Raw genomic sequence first — 13,686 nt, 5'->3', positions numbered from 1 at the left:
TCGAAAGCTCAAAAACGAGCGCGCCCAGAGAGCATCTCTGTAACGCCTGGAACAACCAGACCGCTACGTATTCAGAGATGCCGCTGGGCGCGCAAGATTAACAGCAATTGCTTACGGTTGGATCAATGCACATCCTTCCAGTATTCGCGTTTGAGCAGATAGGCGAATACGAAGAAGAACGCCAGGTACAGCAACACATAGGTACCGATGCGCTGATGCTGCAGTTTGACCGGGTTGGCCGAGTAGGCCAGGAAGGTCACAAGGTTCTTGACCTTCTCGTCGAACTGCTCGTCTGTCAACGAACCTGGGGTTTCTATCTTCAGTTGATCGCACGCTTCATGGGTCAAAGGTGTGCCGGTCAACGGATCGTATTGCTTCTTGCCGTCTTCAACGACCTGAATCTGCTTGCATCCTACCACTTGCTTGCCTTGCAGGCCGACCAGAACGTTAGGCATGCCGACGTTCGGGAACACACGGTTGTTCACGCCATAAGGGCGCGCCGGGTCTTCGTAGAAGGATTTCAGGTAGCCGTAGAGCCAGTCGGTGCCGCGTACACGTGCCACCAGGGTCAGGTCGGGCGGTGCCGCGCCGAACCAGGTCTTGGCGTCGGCGGGCTTCATGCCGATGGTCATGTGGTCGCCGATCTTGGCACCAGTGAACACCAGTTTCTCCAGCATCATTTCATGGGGGATACCGAGGTCATCGGCCACCCGCTCGTAACGCTGGAACTTGGCGCTGTGGCAGCCCATGCAGTAGTTGGCGAACGTACGCGCGCCGTCTTGCATGGCGGCCTTGTCAGACACGTCGATATCGACTTTTTCCAGCGCCGGGCCACCGTGCTCGGCGGCGAAGGACAGGAGCGGCAGCGCCGCAAGCATCAAAGCAACGAATAACTTTTTCATCAGCCAGTCACCCTTTCCGGAACCGGTTTGGTCTTCTCGAGCCGGGTGTAGAACGGCATCAGAATGAAGTAGGCGAAGTACAGGAAGGTGCAGACCTGCGACAGCAACGTACGCTCTGGGGTTGGCGCCAATACACCGAGGACGCCCAGGATGACGAAGGCAATGCAGAACACCCACAGCCAGATCTTGCTCAGCCAGCCCTTGTAGCGCATGGACTTGACCGGGCTACGGTCGAGCCAAGGCAACACGAACAGCACCGCGATGGCCGCGCCCATGGCGATCACGCCCATGAGTTTGTCGGGGATCGCGCGCAAGATCGCGTAGAACGGCGTGAAGTACCAGACCGGAGCAATGTGCTCGGGCGTCTTGAAGGCGTTGGCCTGTTCGAAGTTAGGCTTCTCCAGGAAATAACCGCCCATCTCCGGGAAAAAGAACACGATCGAGCAGAACACGAACAGGAACACCACCACACCGACAATGTCTTTCACGGTGTAGTAAGGGTGGAACGGAATGCCATCCAGCGGGATGCCGTTTTCGTCCTTGTGCTTCTTGATGTCCACGCCATCCGGGTTGTTGGAGCCGACCTCGTGCAACGCCAGGATGTGCAGCACCACCAGGCCCAGGATCACGATCGGCAGGGCCACAACGTGCAGGGCGAAGAAGCGGTTCAGGGTGATGCCGGAGATCAGGTAGTCACCCCGGATCCACTGGGTCAGGTCGTTGCCGATCACCGGGATCGCACCGAACAGCGAGATGATCACCTGGGCGCCCCAGTACGACATCTGGCCCCACGGCAGCAGGTAACCCATGAAGGCTTCGGCCATCAACGCCAGGTAGATCAGCATGCCGAACACCCACACCAGCTCACGCGGCTTCTGGTACGAGCCGTAGAGCAGGCCACGGAACATGTGCAGGTAGACGACGATGAAGAATGCCGAGGCGCCGGTGGAGTGCAGCAGACGCAGGATCGAGCCGTACTCGACGTCACGCATGATGTACTCGACGGAGGCGAACGCCTCTTCCGCCGACGGCGTGTAGCTCATTGTCAGCCACACACCGGTGACGATCTGGTTGACCAGCACCAGCAGGGCCAGGGAGCCGAAGAAATAGAAGAAGTTGAAGTTTTTCGGCGCGTAATATTTGCTGAGATGGTCTTCCCACATTTTAGTGGCGGGGAAGCGCGCATCCACCCAATCCATGAACTTGCTCATCACGCGTTCTCCTTATCGAGGCCAATGACAATGAGGTCGTCAGTTTCGTAGGTGTGCGGAGGAACCGGCAGGTTCAGGGGAGCAGGCTGGGATTTGTAGACGCGGCCAGCGAGGTCGTAGTGTGAGCCGTGGCAGGGGCAGAAATAACCGCCGACCCAATCCTTGCCCAGGTCGACAGGGGCCACTTCCGGGCGGAAGGTTGGCGAACACCCCAGGTGGGTACACAGACCGACCAGCAGCAGGATCTCTGGCTTGATCGAACGCACTTCGTTTTTGGCGTAGGCGGGCTGGTCGGACTTCTCGGATTTGGGGTCAGACAACTGGCCTTCGATCTTCTTGAGATTCCCCAGGATTTCCTCGGTACGACGAACAATGAACACCGGCTGGCCGCGCCACTCAGCAATCATCTGCTGGCCTGGCTCGATCTTGCTGATATTCACCTTCACCGGTGCACCTGCGGCTTTCGCCTTGGCACTGGGAAACCATGACCCCACGAACGGGACCGCAGCCCCCACCGCTCCTGCAGCACCCACCACGGATGTGGCTGCTACCAAGAAGCGACGCCGGCCTGCATTCACGCCGTCATTGCTCATTCAGTCCTCTCCCATCAGCTTTTTGGCCTGTTAAATCAGGCGTCTACTAAGTGTTGAATCTTTACTTATAAAAATTTTGCCGAATGGTAATGAAAAGCCCCACGTCTGACAAGGGAATTGCCCGGGGCTCAGCCTCCAGGCCTTGTAGTATAGGGGGTCTACGGATGTGGCAAGTTGTCACGGCGATTTTTCTGCATAAATCGCAGGCAATAAAAAACGCCCAGCTCCGTGAGGAGGCTGGGCGTTTTTGTGGAACGTAAAGCGAATTAACGCTTCGAGTACTGCGGACGCTTACGCGCTTTACGCAGACCGACTTTCTTACGTTCAACTTCACGAGCATCGCGAGTCACGAAGCCAGCTTTGCGCAGAGCGCCACGCAGGGTTTCGTCGTACTGCATCAGAGCGCGAGTGATACCGTGGCGGATTGCGCCAGCTTGACCACTTACACCGCCACCGATAACGGTGACGTAGATGTCGAACTTTTCAACGGTCTCGGTCAGTTCCAGCGGCTGACGAACTACCATGCGGGCAGTTTCGCGGCCGAAGAAGTTGTCCAGGGAGCGGTTGTTGATCGAGATGTTACCAGTACCCGGACGCAGGAAAACGCGAGCGGTTGCGGTTTTGCGACGGCCAGTGCCGTAATTTTGAGTCGCCGACATAATGAACTATTCCGTTAAAACTTCAGTTCTTGGGGCTGCTGAGCAGCATGAGGGTGTACAGCGCCCGCATAGACTTTCAGCTTGCGAAACATATCGCGACCCAGTGGGCCCTTAGGCAGCATGCCTTTGACCGCGATTTCGATCGGGGCTTCAGGCTTCTTGGCAATCAGGCCTTCGAAGTTGGAAGACTTGATACCGCCTGGGAAACCGGAGTGACGGTAGTACATTTTGTCGCTTGCTTTGTTGCCGGTTACACGAACCTGCTCAGCGTTGATGATCACGATGTAGTCACCGGTGTCAACGTGAGGGGTGTACTCAGGCTTGTGCTTGCCACGCAGACGGCTGGCGACTTCAGTGGCCAGACGACCCAGGGTCTGACCAGCGGCGTCGACGACAAACCAGTCGCGCTGAACTGTTTCCGGTTTTGCAGTAAAAGTTGTCATTCTTTAATAGCCTCAGGGGCCGCCCTGTAAATTAGACGGCGGATCTTACTGAATAGTGCGTACTTTGACAAGTCAAAGGCAGCCGGATACAGACGCTATCGGGGGCTCGGGTCGGCGCGTCCGTTCAACGGCAAGATTCTTCGGCAGGCGGCGCATCACTTCCACTGCAGAAAGAGGTGGGCAATTATGCAGATTGCGAAAAAAAATTCAACCTGCTTTTATGATTGTTTTCCCTGAAGGAGTACCCGATGGATTATCGACAGCTGGGCCGTACGGATCTGAACGTGAGCGCGATAGCCCTGGGCACCATGACCTGGGGCGAGCAGAACAGCGAGGCAGAGGCCTTCGCGCAGATCGAGCGGGCCAAGGGCGCGGGGATCAACTTCCTCGACACCGCTGAAATGTACCCGGTGCCGCCCAAGGCCGACACCTATGCCACCACCGAACGCTACATCGGTAATTACTTCAAGAGCCGTGGCGACCGTGCCGACTGGATCCTCGCCAGCAAGATCGCTGGCCCCGGCAACACCATCGATTACATCCGCGACGGTCACCTGCGCCACAACCGCAAGCACATCGTCGAAGCCCTGGACGCCAGCCTCAAGCGCCTGCAGACCGACTGGATCGACCTCTACCAACTGCACTGGCCGGAACGCAGTACCAACTTCTTCGGCCAACTGAGCTACAAGCACAAGGACGAAGACAACCTCACCCCGCTGGAAGAAACCCTCGAAGCGCTGGATGAGCAGGTGAAGGCCGGCAAGATCCGCCACATCGGCCTGTCCAACGAAACGCCGTGGGGCACCATGAAGTTCCTCGCCCTGGCCGAAGCCCGTGGCTGGCCGCGTGCGGTGTCGATCCAGAACCCCTACAACCTGCTCAACCGCAGCTTTGAAGTGGGCCTGGCGGAAGTCGCGATTCGCGAGCAATGCGGCCTGCTGGCGTATTCGCCCCTGGCGTTCGGCATGCTCAGCGGCAAATATGAGAATGGCGCCCGCCCAGCGAAAGCGCGACTGACGGAATACAGCCGCTTCAGCCGTTACTTCAACCCGCAGTCGGAAGCGGCATGCAGCCGCTACGTTGCACTGGCGCGGGAGCATGGGCTGGACCCGGCGCAGATGGCGCTGGCGTTTGTGACGCAGCAACCGTTCGTGACCAGCAACATCATTGGCGCGACAAGCCTGGGGCAACTGGACAGCAACATTGCCAGTGCGGATCTGAAACTGTCGAAAGAGGTATTGGAAGGGATTGAGGCGATTCAGAAGGATCACCCGAACCCAGCGCCTTGATTGATCTTAAGACCGCTATCGGGGGCAAGCCCCCTCCCACATTTTGATCTGTGAATACATTCAAGTGTGGGAGGGGGCTTGCCCCCGATTTGGCCATCAGCAGAACCGCCCAATCAAAGCGCCCGCGCAATGATCTCCTTCATGATCTCATTGGTCCCCGCATAAATCCGCTGCACCCGCGCATCCGCCCAGGCCCGGGCAATTGGGTATTCCCACATGAAGCCGTAGCCTCCGTGCAACTGCACGCACTCATCGAGCACCTTGCATTGCAGGTCGGTAGCCCAGTACTTGGCCATCGCCGCCGTGGGCACATCCAGCTTGCCTTCCAGGTGCAACGCCATGCACTTGTCGACAAACACACGGCCAATCTGAATCTCGGTCGCCATCTCCGCCAGCTTGAAGCGGGTGTTCTGGAAATCGGCAATCGCCTTACCGAACGCCTGGCGTTCACGGGTGTACGCCAGGGTCCACTCCAACGCCGCCTCGGCTGACGACAAAGCGCCAATCGCCACGGTCAACCGTTCCTGAGGCAGCTCCTGCATCAGATAGGCGAAGCCCATGCCGGCCTGGCCGAGCAGGTTTTCCTTGGGCACCCGCACATCCTGGAAGAACAGCTCCGAGGTGTCCTGGGCCTTCATGCCCACCTTCTCCAGGCGCTTGCCCTTGTCGAAGCCCGGCGTGTCGGCCTCCACCAGGAACAGGCTGGTGCCCTTGGCGCCGGCCTTGGGATCGGTCTTGGCGACCACGATGACCAACTCGGCCAGGTAGCCGTTGGTAATGAAGGTCTTGGAGCCGTTGATCACGTACTCATCGCCGTCCAGCACCGCCGTGGTCTTCACGCCTTGCAAGTCGGAACCGGCGCCCGGCTCGGTCATGGCAATCGCCGTGACCAGCTCGCCGGAGATCAACTTGGGCAGGTATTTGTGTTTCAGCGCTTCACTGCCGTAATGCAGGATATAAGGCGCCACAATGTCCGAATGCAGGGAAAAGCCGATGCCGGTCAGGCCCAGCCGGCTGATCTCTTCGATCACCACCGCACTGTATAAAAAGTCCGCGCCCAGCCCGCCATATTCTTCCGGCAGGTGAGAGCAGAGCATGCCCGCCTCCCCCGCCTTGCTCCACAAATTGCGGTCGATGTAGCCCTGTTTCTCCCATTGCCCATGGAACGGCGCGGCGTCCTTTTCGAGGAAGGTGCGCACGCTCTCGCGGAAGAGTTCGTGTTCCGGGCTGAACAAGGTTCTGGGAATCATGGGTCACCTGCATGGATTGTCGGACAAGAGCGAGCCCACAGAGACTATGCCGCGAAGGCAGCACGGGACACTGGACACATGCGACAAAAAATAAGACGATCCAGCCGTCTGGTGACCACTTTCCCCTATAAGAATAAATGAAATTATGTCTAACCAAATCTCCACGCCCTTGCGGCGCGTCAGCATTTTGGCCATTGATCGGGTATTCGCTTCCACCCTCATGCAAGCCAAGGATTTCTTCCACCTCGCCAGCCTGCGTTACGGCAAGCAACAAGGCCTGGGCCTGACGCCAGGGTTTGAAACACGCCTGGTCAGCCCCGATGGGCAATCGGTGTGCAGTTTCAGTGATGTGATCATGCCGGTGGACGGCGGCCTCGAAGACGCCGACATCATCGTGCTGCCGGCCTTCTGGGATGACTTCGACACCTTGTGCGCCCGCTACCCGCAAGTGCTGCCGTGGCTGCGCGAACAGCATGCACGCGGTGCTGTGTTGTGCGGCGAAGCCACCGGGGTATTCTGGCTGGCCGAAGCCGGCCTGCTCGATGGCAAGGAAGCGACCACCTACTGGCGTTTCTTCAATGCGTTCGGCGAACGTTTCCCCAAGGTCCAGCTCAACCAGGACAAGCACCTCACTGACGCCGACAACCTGTATTGCGCCGGCGGCACCACCTCGGCATGCGACCTCTACATCTACCTGATCGAACGCTTCTGTGGCGCCAACATCGCCCAGGCCGTGGCCCGCGATATCCTCTACGAAGTGCAGCGCAGCTATTCGCCAGGACGTATCGGGTTTGGCGGTCAGAAGCTGCACCAGGACGTGATCATCCTGCAGATCCAGCACTGGCTCGAAGAGCATTTCGCCGACAAGTTCCGCTTCGAAGACGTCGCCCGGGAACACGGCATGAGCATCCGCAACTTCATGCGCCGCTTCCAGACCGCCACCGGCGACAAGCCGCTGCATTACCTGCAACGCCTGCGGATCGAGACGGCCAAGGGCCTGCTCTCGGGCAGCCGCAAGAGCATCAAGACCATCAGTTATGAGGTGGGTTACGACGATGCGAGTTTCTTTGCGCGGTTGTTCAGGCAGCACACTGAATTATCACCGAACCAGTATCGCCAGCAATTCCAGCAGGCTGCCTGAGTCAGAGCGTACACAAGGCAAATGTGGGAAGGGGCTTGCCCCCTCCCACAGTTTGATCTACATCGATCTTAGGGTTTGTGTCCGCGCGAGAGGAACTCGTGGGACTGCATTTCCAGCAAGCGGCTCAACGTGCGCTGGAACTCGAAGTTCAGGCGCCCGCCGGTATACAGGTCCTTGAGCTCGACTTCCGCCGAGATGATCAGCTTGACGTTACGGTCGTAGAATTCGTCGACCATGTTGATGAAACGTCGCGCGATGTCGTCGGTGGTGACGCTCATCTGTTCCACGCCGCTGAGGATCACCGCGTGGAAGATCTTGCCCAGCTCGATGTAGTCGTTCTGGCTGCGCGGGCCGTCGCACAGTTGGCGGAACTCGAACCAGGCCACGTCGTCGCAGGTGCGCAGCGCGATGATTTCGCGGTTCTCGATCACCAGCTTGTCGTTTTCCACCGCCTGGGTGCATTCCGGCGTGAGGGCGCGGAAGCTCTTTTTCAGGCTTTCGTGGGCCGCCTCATTGAGCGGGAAGTGGAACAGCTCCGCTTGTTCCAGGTGACGCAGACGGTAGTCGACGCCGCTGTCGACGTTGACGATCTCGGTATGCTGCTTGATCAGCGCAATGGCCGGCAGGAAGCGTGCGCGTTGCAGGCCGTCCTTGTACAAGCCGTCGGGCACGATGTTCGAGGTGGCGACCAGGGTCACGCCGTTCTTGAACAGCTCTTCCATCAGGGTGCCGAGGATCATGGCGTCGGTGATGTCGGAGACGAAGAACTCATCGAAGCAGATCACCCGCGCTTCTTCGGAGAAACGCTTGGCGATGATGGTCAGCGGGTTTTTCTCGCCCGGCAGGGTCTTCATCTCTTCGTGCACGCGCTTCATGAAGCGGTGAAAGTGCGTCCGGACCTTTTCCTTGAACGGCAGCGCTTCGAAAAAGGTGTCCACCAGGTAGGTCTTGCCCCGGCCCACGCCACCCCAGAAGTACAGGCCCTTGACCGGCGTGTGGTCTTTCTTGCCAAACAGCTTGCTGAACATCCCTGGCTTGCTTTGCGAGGCCGCGAGCAGGTCATCGTACAGGCGCTGCAGATGACGCACCGCCGTTTCCTGGGCCGCGTCATGGAAGAATTCAGGGCGTTTCAGATCAGCTTGATATCGTTCTAGGGGCGTCATAATTTCGTTAGCAAGGCAACAAAAACGGGCCGTCACTGTAACGACGGCCCTGGATAATGGCAATCAACCCTTGGTCGGGTTAATCCTCGAGGGGGGTCAACGCAACGCGCAGGGCGGCGATGGCGGCATCACGCGATGCCTCGTCGGCGAACTCGGCGCTATCGGCCACGGCGGCACCGTCCAGCCATACGCTGAAACCCAGTGCCTCGGTGCGCAGGTCCAGCGCGTCGCCGCTTTGCAGTTGCTTGGTCACGGCACCGGCCGCCTTGCCGTCGGCAAAGTTGCGCGACAGCAACAGTTGCTCGCCATCTGCGGCCAGCAGACGGAAGCGGAAGCTACCATCGTCTTCGCGAAAGCTCACGAAGCGCGCGGCTTTCGCCGCCTTCTTCTTGGCGGCGACCGGTGCCGCAGCCTGGTTGACAAACGAACGCAGGCCCACCGCTTCACGCAGTTCAGCCAGGAACGGCGCCGCCACGGCACGGGCCTTCTTGGCGCCGATCAGCAGCAGGTCTTCCATGTCAGAAGGGCGCGACATCAGTTGATGGTAGCGCTCGCGGGCTTCACCCAACTGGCCGTCCAGCAGGTGGAACAGGCGGTTCTTCGCCTCGCCCCAACCCAGCCCTTGCAGCAGTTCGGCACGGAATTCTTCTTCCTGCGCCTTGGTCGCAAACGCCTGGTACAGGGTGAACAGGTGCGAATTGTCCGGGTCCTTGGCTTCGCCCGGGGCGCGGGAGTCGGTGACGATCCGCGAGATGGCGTCCTTCATGTCCTTGGCGCTGGTGAACAATGGGATGGTGTTGTCGTAGCTTTTCGACATCTTGCGGCCATCCAGGCCCGGCAAGGTGGCGACGCTTTCTTCGATCAACGCCTCGGGCATGGTGAAGAATTCTTTACCGTTGCCGAACAGGTGGTTGAAGCGCTGGCCGATATCACGGGCCATTTCCACGTGCTGGATCTGGTCGCGCCCCACCGGCACTTTGTGTGCGTTGAACATCAGGATGTCCGCCGCCATCAGCACCGGGTAGCTGTACAGGCCCATGCTGATGCCCGCATCCGGGTCTTCGCCGGCTTCCACGTTCTTGTCCACCGAGGCCTTGTACGCGTGGGCGCGGTTGAGCAGGCCCTTGGCGGCCACGCAGGTCAGCAGCCAGGTCAGCTCGGGGATTTCCGGGATGTCCGACTGGCGATAGAACGTCACCCGGTTCACATCCAGGCCACCGGCCAGCCAGGTCGCGGCGATTTCCATGCGCGAGCGCTGGATGCGCTGCGGGTCATCGCATTTGATCAGGGCGTGGTAGTCGGCCAGGAAGTAGAAAGAGTCGGCATTGGCGTCCTGGCTGGCGAGGATCGCCGGGCGAATCGCACCGGCATAGTTGCCCAGGTGCGGCGTGCCGGTGGTGGTGATGCCGGTGAGGATACGGGTACGAGTCGTCATGGGTAATCGCTTATCAGACTGCTATCAATTCGAGAGGCGCGGCAGCACCAGATCCTTCAGATCGGTGAGCTTGCCGTGAAAAAAGTGTCCGCATTCTGCCACTTTCAGCAGCTCATGGGGGCGATTCAAGGCGGCGGACCAGTCGTAGACGATCTGCGGGTCGACCACTTCGTCGGTTTCCGGCTGGATAAGGGTCAGTGGGCAGGCCTGGGGCAGTTGGTCGCTGTCACGCAGGCGCATCACCGCGGCGGCAACCATGAACAGGTGCGAGAGTTTTTCGCCCTTGGCCTCCAGGCGGCCACCCAGGCTCGCGGCCACGTAGCCTCCGAAGGAAAACCCGAGCAAGGTGATCGGCAGGTCGGGGTGTTTTTCCCGCAACCAGGTAGCAGCCGCTTCAGCATCGTCCACTTCACCGGTGCTCATGTCGTGGGTGCCGGCACTCGCGCCGACGCCACGGTAATTGAAACGCAAGGTGATCAAACCGGCATCGCGGGCGGTGCGTTGCAAGGTCGATACAACTTTATTGAGCATGGTCCCGCCCTGCACCGGGTTAGGGTGACAGATCAGCGCCAGGCCACGTGGCTCGGGGTGATCCAGGTACAGGGCTTCCAATTGGCCTACCGGGCCATCGATCAAAACGGGGGTTTCACGCATGAGCAAGGAATGAACTCCGTGACCTCTCAAAGGGTCGACTCGTCTAGCTAAAAGTCTGTGCTTGGCATGATTGCGAGCTTAATCGCGGTATACAGCGCAGGTTTGAGCCGTTAACGTAAAGCAAAGCCGTTTATAGAGGAAGGACTCGTGGAACACTCGCTCTTAGTTTGGTTGTTGCCGACTCTTGCCCTGGTTGCCGGTGTCGCCATTGGTTTCCTGGTTGCTCGCTTGCTGCCGAATGCCGCGCCTAACCGCACGCAGCGTCAGCTGGATGATATCCAGGAACGTTTTGACAGTTATCAGAACGAGGTTGTTACCCACTTCAACAGCACCGCGACCCTGGTCAAGAAGCTCACCCAGAGCTACCAGGAAGTACAGGATCATCTCGCCGATGGCGCCAACCGCCTCGCCCTCGACGACATCACCCGCCAGCGCCTGCTGGCCGCGTTGCATTCCGATGCACCGCAAACCCCACGGGAGCGCCTGACCCCACCGCGGGAAAACCAGGAGCCGCCACGGGACTACGCGCCAAAAACGCCGAACGCCCCTGGCATGCTGGATGAGCATTACGGTTTGAAGAAGTAAGTCGTCTTCAAGTATAAAAAAGCCCGGCTGATCAATGATCAGCCGGGCTTTTTTTGGGGTGTACCTGCTCGACTGGAATCGCTGCCGGCCGCTAAAAACGGGGCTTAAATCATAGCCTGGTCAACGACTCGTGGCTGGACCTGTGATTGCAACCGTCCTGCTTGTTCATCAGATGAATCACCGACGTTGCCAGTCGAGCCAGTGAATTCACGACACTGGCCGCAACCGGCCCGGTGCAACCGCTCATGCACCCGCTGTTTTTCTCTTCGGTGGCCATTGCACGGGTAGGCTCAGGCTGGGGAGCGGCTGAAGGTGTGGCACTCTGGGCGGTAGCCGCGTAATAGGAAGGCTGGGTGGTTGAAAAAGCATTCACCGAATTCATAAAAAACCTCTGGATCAGTAGGAAAAATAGGGGATCCCCTCACCCCTTGAGTGAGTGTCCTCCCCAAAACGGTTCCTTTTCTGACCCGGCCTCACATCATACTGGGACTTGTTCCTGCAACTGCCCCCCCTCGATACGCACATGCCGTCCATGGAAGCGCTTGAGGCTGCTGCGATGGCCGACGCTGACGATGCTCAGCCCCGGCAACTCATCGATCAACGCCTGATACAAGGTCGCCTCATCCTCTTCGTCCATGGCCGACGTCGCTTCGTCCATGTACAGCCATTGCGGCGCGAACAGCAACGCGCGGGCAAAGGCCAGGCGTTGCTGTTCGCCCGGCGAAAGCATGCGCTGCCAGTGGTTGGCTTCCTCCAGTCGGTCGATCAGATGGGGCAGGCGACAGGTTTCCAGGACCTGTGCATAACGTTCTGCCGGGTAGACGCTGTCGTCCTGTGGATAACTCAACACCGCCTTCAACGTGCCAATCGGCAAGTAGGGTTTCTGCGGCAGGAACAGATAGCGCTCGGCCGGCAGGCGAATATTGCCGTGACCGTTGGGCCACAGGTTGCCCATGGCCCGCAGCAACGTCGACTTGCCGCTGCCGGAGCGACCGCTGAGCATCAGGCGCTCGCCCTCGGCAACGGTCAGGTCGGCGCCTTGCAGCAGGTGACGGCCGTCGGCCAGGTCCAGGTTCAGGTCCTTGACCTGCAAACCTGCGCCCTGATGCTGCAAGCCAATGCCCATGGTGCGGGTTTCGTTGTCTTGCATGGCCTGGCCGAAACTCAGCAGACGATCACAGGTGGCGCGCCAACTGGCCAGCAACGTATAGGCGTCGACAAACCAACTGAGGCTGCCCTGCACGCTGCCGAACGCCTGGGCCACCTGCATCAGCACGCCCAGTTCGATCTTGCCGGCGAAGTAACGCGGCGCCGCCACCACAAAAGGAAAGATGATCGCGATCTGCGAGTAACCGCTGGTAAAGAAACTCAGACGCTTCTTGAGCTGCATGATGCTCCAGAAGTTGCTCCATACCCGTCCGAAACGCGCGCTCAATTGATGGTGTTCGTTAGGCTCACCGTTGAACAGCGCGATGCTTTCCGCGTTCTCCCGCACCCGCACCAGACTGAAACGCAGGTCCGCCTCAAAGCGTTGTTGACGGTTGCTCAAGCCGATCAGTTTTCGACCAATCACATGCGTCAGCCAACTGCCGATCACCGCATACACCAGCGCGGCCCAGAACATATAGCCGGGAATCGTGATGCCCCACACCTCGATGCTGCCGGACACCCCCCACAGGATCACCGAGAACGACACCAGGCTCACCAGGTTGCTGATAAAGCCCAGCCCCAGGGTCAGGGTGCTGGCGGTAAATGCATTGAGGTCTTCGGAAATACGCTGGTCGGGGTTATCGGTGTAACCGCCGTATTCCAGGTGGTAGTAATTCTTGTGGCCCAGCCATTGGGCAAAGTAGCGTTCCGTCAGCCAGCGGCGCCAGCGGATGGTGAGCATCTGTTGCAGATAGGACGTGAACACGCCGGTCACAATCGCCACCACCGCAATCACGCTGAAGTACATCAGCAGGTGGGTAAAAGCGTCGTAGTCCTTGTGCTCCAGCGCGTTGTAGAAATCGCGGTTCCAACTGTTGAACCACACCGATACGGCGACGCTGAACAGCGAAAGCCCCAGCACCACCAACAGCAGCAGCCAGGCGATGCCCTTCTCTTCACTGCGCCAGTAGGGAGTAATCAACCCCCACACCCGCCGTAGGAATTGCCCACGCACCGCGTCGTTGACCGCGGAATACTCAGCGTTCTGATTCATTGTTTCGCTCGGCGCAGTAGTGTGAATGGATCATAAGATAGGCTTTAGCGCAGCGGGCAATTCGATGTCGCTCATTCAGTCAGCGTTCAGTATTTAATTGACTTACATCGGCTGGAAACCAGGACTCGAAACCGTCCCACTTACTCTCGGCACCTTGG

Annotated in this window: 13 protein-coding genes; 3 read left to right on the top strand and 10 right to left on the bottom strand. The window is 59.1% G+C overall.

Annotation, left to right across the window (positions count from 1 at the left end):
* Positions 1-122 precede the first annotated feature (122 nt).
* The 5 genes from LUU92_RS04450 to rplM form a co-directional block, all read right to left on the bottom strand.
* Complete coding sequence (locus LUU92_RS04450) at positions 123-902, bottom strand: cytochrome c1 (RefSeq protein WP_071491123.1); 780 nt, start codon at positions 900-902, stop codon at positions 123-125.
* Positions 902-2,113, bottom strand: a complete 1,212-nt coding sequence (locus LUU92_RS04445; RefSeq protein ID WP_003171746.1) for a cytochrome b — start codon at positions 2,111-2,113, stop codon at positions 902-904. The genes LUU92_RS04450 and LUU92_RS04445 overlap by 1 nt, the downstream gene beginning before the upstream one ends.
* Complete coding sequence (gene petA / locus LUU92_RS04440; RefSeq protein ID WP_016976232.1) at positions 2,113-2,706, bottom strand: ubiquinol-cytochrome c reductase iron-sulfur subunit; 594 nt, start codon at positions 2,704-2,706, stop codon at positions 2,113-2,115. Before petA ends, LUU92_RS04445 begins: the two co-directional genes overlap by 1 nt.
* Before the next feature lie 266 nt (positions 2,707-2,972).
* Positions 2,973-3,365, bottom strand: coding sequence for a 30S ribosomal protein S9 (gene rpsI, locus LUU92_RS04435; protein WP_002555064.1), 393 nt, complete (start codon positions 3,363-3,365; stop codon positions 2,973-2,975).
* Positions 3,366-3,379: 14 nt separating this feature from the next.
* Positions 3,380-3,808, bottom strand: coding sequence for a 50S ribosomal protein L13 (gene rplM / locus LUU92_RS04430; RefSeq protein ID WP_003188508.1), 429 nt, complete (start codon positions 3,806-3,808; stop codon positions 3,380-3,382).
* Between the two features lie 248 nt (positions 3,809-4,056).
* Here rplM and LUU92_RS04425 point away from each other — a divergent pair, with 248 nt between their 5' ends.
* Positions 4,057-5,097: an NADP(H)-dependent aldo-keto reductase gene (locus tag LUU92_RS04425; protein WP_071491122.1), complete on the top strand. Its 1,041-nt coding sequence runs from the start codon at positions 4,057-4,059 to the stop codon at positions 5,095-5,097.
* 113 nt (positions 5,098-5,210) lie between these two features.
* On the opposite strand, the gene LUU92_RS04420 is transcribed toward LUU92_RS04425, so the two are convergent.
* Entirely contained in the window at positions 5,211-6,347 is a 1,137-nt protein-coding gene (locus tag LUU92_RS04420; protein ID WP_071491121.1) for an acyl-CoA dehydrogenase family protein, read from the bottom strand.
* A 220-nt stretch (positions 6,348-6,567) separates the two neighbouring features.
* On the opposite strand from LUU92_RS04420, the gene LUU92_RS04415 reads away from it, so the two are divergent.
* The gene (locus tag LUU92_RS04415) at positions 6,568-7,488 is read left to right on the top strand and encodes a GlxA family transcriptional regulator (RefSeq protein WP_170856032.1); all 921 of its coding nucleotides are present in this window, start codon (positions 6,568-6,570) and stop codon (positions 7,486-7,488) included.
* A 68-nt stretch (positions 7,489-7,556) separates the two neighbouring features.
* Here LUU92_RS04415 and zapE read toward each other — a convergent pair whose 3' ends face one another.
* The 3 genes from zapE to LUU92_RS04400 all read right to left on the bottom strand — a co-directional run bounded on the left by zapE (position 7,557) and on the right by LUU92_RS04400 (position 10,740).
* Positions 7,557-8,651, bottom strand: a complete 1,095-nt coding sequence (zapE, locus tag LUU92_RS04410; protein ID WP_071491119.1) for a cell division protein ZapE — start codon at positions 8,649-8,651, stop codon at positions 7,557-7,559.
* 79 nt (positions 8,652-8,730) lie between these two features.
* Entirely contained in the window at positions 8,731-10,086 is a 1,356-nt protein-coding gene (locus LUU92_RS04405; protein WP_071491118.1) for a tryptophan--tRNA ligase, read from the bottom strand.
* Positions 10,087-10,110: 24 nt separating this feature from the next.
* On the bottom strand, positions 10,111-10,740 hold the full coding sequence (locus LUU92_RS04400; protein WP_071491117.1) for an alpha/beta hydrolase: 630 nt from the start codon (positions 10,738-10,740) through the stop codon (positions 10,111-10,113).
* A gap of 147 nt (positions 10,741-10,887) precedes the next feature.
* Here LUU92_RS04400 and LUU92_RS04395 point away from each other — a divergent pair, with 147 nt between their 5' ends.
* Positions 10,888-11,325, top strand: a complete 438-nt coding sequence (locus LUU92_RS04395; protein ID WP_003171734.1) for a Z-ring associated ZapG family protein — start codon at positions 10,888-10,890, stop codon at positions 11,323-11,325.
* A gap of 478 nt (positions 11,326-11,803) precedes the next feature.
* Here LUU92_RS04395 and LUU92_RS04390 read toward each other — a convergent pair whose 3' ends face one another.
* On the bottom strand, positions 11,804-13,528 hold the full coding sequence (locus LUU92_RS04390; protein ID WP_257103215.1) for an ABC transporter ATP-binding protein/permease: 1,725 nt from the start codon (positions 13,526-13,528) through the stop codon (positions 11,804-11,806).
* Between the last annotated feature and the right edge of the window lie 158 nt (positions 13,529-13,686).

This window comes from Pseudomonas extremorientalis (assembly GCF_024584605.1).
In the GTDB taxonomy this organism is placed as follows: domain Bacteria; phylum Pseudomonadota; class Gammaproteobacteria; order Pseudomonadales; family Pseudomonadaceae; genus Aquipseudomonas; species Aquipseudomonas extremorientalis.
The sequence above is the reverse complement of the archived record's forward strand: the minus strand, read 5'-3'. Positions and strand labels throughout refer to the sequence as shown.

Coding starts and splice junctions, on each gene's coding strand:
- LUU92_RS04405 (WP_071491118.1), bottom strand. CDS start 10,086: ATGACGACTCGTACCCGTATCCTCACCGGCATCACCACCACCGGCACG.
- LUU92_RS04445 (WP_003171746.1), bottom strand. CDS start 2,113: ATGAGCAAGTTCATGGATTGGGTGGATGCGCGCTTCCCCGCCACTAAA.
- petA (WP_016976232.1), bottom strand. CDS start 2,706: ATGAGCAATGACGGCGTGAATGCAGGCCGGCGTCGCTTCTTGGTAGCA.
- LUU92_RS04450 (WP_071491123.1), bottom strand. CDS start 902: ATGAAAAAGTTATTCGTTGCTTTGATGCTTGCGGCGCTGCCGCTCCTG.
- LUU92_RS04400 (WP_071491117.1), bottom strand. CDS start 10,740: ATGCGTGAAACCCCCGTTTTGATCGATGGCCCGGTAGGCCAATTGGAA.
- zapE (WP_071491119.1), bottom strand. CDS start 8,651: ATGACGCCCCTAGAACGATATCAAGCTGATCTGAAACGCCCTGAATTC.
- rpsI (WP_002555064.1), bottom strand. CDS start 3,365: ATGTCGGCGACTCAAAATTACGGCACTGGCCGTCGCAAAACCGCAACC.
- LUU92_RS04415 (WP_170856032.1), top strand. CDS start 6,568: ATGCAAGCCAAGGATTTCTTCCACCTCGCCAGCCTGCGTTACGGCAAG.
- LUU92_RS04420 (WP_071491121.1), bottom strand. CDS start 6,347: ATGATTCCCAGAACCTTGTTCAGCCCGGAACACGAACTCTTCCGCGAG.
- LUU92_RS04390 (WP_257103215.1), bottom strand. CDS start 13,528: ATGAATCAGAACGCTGAGTATTCCGCGGTCAACGACGCGGTGCGTGGG.
- rplM (WP_003188508.1), bottom strand. CDS start 3,808: ATGACAACTTTTACTGCAAAACCGGAAACAGTTCAGCGCGACTGGTTT.
- LUU92_RS04425 (WP_071491122.1), top strand. CDS start 4,057: ATGGATTATCGACAGCTGGGCCGTACGGATCTGAACGTGAGCGCGATA.